Below are 2,390 nucleotides of genomic sequence, written 5' to 3'. Positions count from 1 at the left end.
GAACATATTGATAGGGTGCGCAGCCAAAGGTCGCCCGGAACAGACGGGTGAAATGGTAAGGGCTCAGATTAACCCAGCTTGCCATCTCTGAGAGGGTCAAGGTCTGGTCCAAATGCGTGCGGATACGTTCCTGTAACAATCGGCGGTAACGCGTGCTGAGTTGTCCGGTGACGGAAGGTGTTGCCTGCTGAACGTTGGAATGGCGACTAACCACCTGTAGCAATAGCCACTGGGTGAGGTGATCCATCGCCATGGACTGACCGGGTGACTGCCAGTCACTCAGTGCCAGTAACTGGCCTGCCTGCGCCAGAACCGGGTCCCGGGTGTGGTATCGCTCGCTGAGTTCGACCCGGTCCGGTTCACCGCCTCCCAAGACAACAAACCTGCTAGAATCGCGCCCCCAAGCACAAGTTCAGGAATCGAAGCCACCAACGTGACGAACGCCACCCCACACGCCAGCCTGCCGCGCCAGCTGTTTACCATGACCTGGCCCATGCTCTTCGGCGTACTGTCACTGATGACCTTCCAACTCGTCGACAGCGCCTTCATTGGCCAGCTCGGCCGCGACCCATTGGCGGCACTGGGCTTCACACTGCCCATGCAGCAGCTCATCATCGGCCTGCAGGTGGGCCTTGGCATCGCCACCACCGCCATCATCTCCAGAACGCTAGGCGCTGGCGACCAACTCCGGGCTGAACGCCTGGGTGGTCTCGTCGTCACCGTGGGCGCCACTCTGGTGATTATCCTGTGTATCGCCCTATGGCTGCTGCAAACCCAGATTATGGCTGGCCTGGGTGCCGAACAGAGCCTGCTGCCGTTGATCCGCAGTTACTGGATACCCTGGCTACTCTCCGCCTGGACCGGCGCCATGCTCTACTTTGGTTACAGCGTGTGCCGCTCCCATGGCGATACCAAACTCCCTGGCTACATGATGGTCGCCACCAGCCTGGCGAACATTGCCCTGGATCCGCTGTATATCTTCGTCTTTGGCTGGGGCCTGCAGGGTGCTGCGCTGGCAACCGTGACCGCCTTTGGTATCGGTTGCCTGTTCATCTACCCCAAACTGCTGCGTTCCGGCTGGCTACGTTTCGACCTTTCGCAACTGGCCCTCGGCCAGGCACTGAAACAACTGAATGGCATCATGGCTCCGGCCATGGTCAGCCAACTGATGCCGCCAGCCTCGGCTATGTTTGCCACCGCCATGGTGGCGGGCTTTGGCTCCGCCGCCGTCGCTGCCTGGGGCCTGGGCACTCGCCTGGAATTCTTCTCCATAGTGGTGGTGCTGGCACTGACCATGTCGATGCCGCCCATGATTGGCCGCATGCTTGGGGCCGGTGAGCTTGCACGGATTCGCGTTCTCGTGCGATTGGCGGTCCGTTTCGTGGTGGTGTGGCAACTGGCCATTGGATTGATCTGGCTACTCGCCTCGGGATTGGTCTCGGAGCTGTTCACCAGTGACCGCGCCGTCAGCGATGTGCTGGGCAGTTATCTGGTCAGGGTGCCGCTCAGCTACACCGGCCTGGGCATTTGTATGCTGATGGTTTCGGTGTGCAATGCGCTGGGGCTGGCCATGCGGGCGCTGCTGGTGTCGGTCCTGCGATTGTTCCTGTGCTTTTTACCGCTACTTTGGCTCGGCGCCCAGCTCGGGGGTATCAACGGCCTGATGAGTGGCGCACTCGTTGGCAACTTGATGGCAGGAGCCATGGCGTACCTGTTCTACCGCCAGGGTATCCGAAAGCTGACCCTTCAAGTCTGATCACTCGTCGCCAAAGCGGGCCCGGAAACTATCCGGCATGGGCACGACCGATTTGCGCTGGTAATTGAAGAACACGAAGCCGTACTTGGCCAGTGCTACGGGCTGCCCGCTCTCCGCCTTCGTTACCCGGAACACGAAATCCCCGCCGTATTTGTTGAAATCCATCAATCCCACTTCGAACCTGAGCATTTCCGGGAAGAAAGACTCCGATTGGTACATCGTAGCCAAGTCGGTCACGATGATACCCACGCCGTTGTTGTCGGCCTCCTGGACACCATAGTTCACTAGGAACTGGGCCCTGGCTTCGGACAGCATGGAGATCAGGGCATCGTTACCCAAGTGGTTGGCACCATTGATATCGGTGATCCGAACCGGCATGTTGGTTTCAAAATAGAAAGCATCATCCGGGAAAGAAAGCTTGATACGGGCCAAGTCGGAGTTCCTGTGTGAGGGAATTTTCTGTGAACCCAATGATACTTGGTTGTAACCATGCCTACACCCCGAGACAGCCGACCGAACATTCGTTATCTTGGACTATTACAGGCAGCCTTCGCCGTTGCCCGATGAAAGAGGTTGGGAGGCTACTGTCAAAACTGTGCGGAGCCATGGATGGCGGAGCCCAAGCGCCACATGG

General features: G+C 58.8%; 3 protein-coding genes. 1 reads left to right on the top strand and 2 read right to left on the bottom strand.

Features of this window, described 5'->3' with window-relative positions; genetic code table 11:
* Positions 1 to 373: AraC family transcriptional regulator (locus tag MDG893_RS20340; protein WP_007155737.1), on the bottom strand; the 373-nt coding region annotated here is incomplete at its 3' end.
* 108 nt (positions 374 to 481) lie between these two features.
* Between MDG893_RS20340 and MDG893_RS20335 the strand changes: the two genes are divergently transcribed.
* Positions 482 to 1,756: an MATE family efflux transporter gene (locus MDG893_RS20335; RefSeq protein ID WP_050776536.1), complete on the top strand. Its 1,275-nt coding sequence runs from the start codon at positions 482 to 484 to the stop codon at positions 1,754 to 1,756.
* On the opposite strand, the gene MDG893_RS20330 is transcribed toward MDG893_RS20335, so the two are convergent.
* Positions 1,757 to 2,188, bottom strand: coding sequence for a thioesterase family protein (locus MDG893_RS20330; protein WP_007155735.1), 432 nt, complete (start codon positions 2,186 to 2,188; stop codon positions 1,757 to 1,759).
* Positions 2,189 to 2,390: the final 202 nt, after the last annotated feature.

Source organism: Marinobacter algicola DG893, assembly GCF_000170835.1.
GTDB classification, from domain to species: Bacteria; Pseudomonadota; Gammaproteobacteria; order Pseudomonadales; family Oleiphilaceae; genus Marinobacter; species Marinobacter algicola.
This window is presented reverse-complemented; position numbering and strand designations above follow the sequence as displayed.

Excerpts from the sequence above, each read along its gene's own strand:
- MDG893_RS20335 (WP_050776536.1), top strand. The coding sequence starts at position 482 with ATGACCTGGCCCATGCTCTTCGGCGTACTGTCACTGATGACCTTCCAA.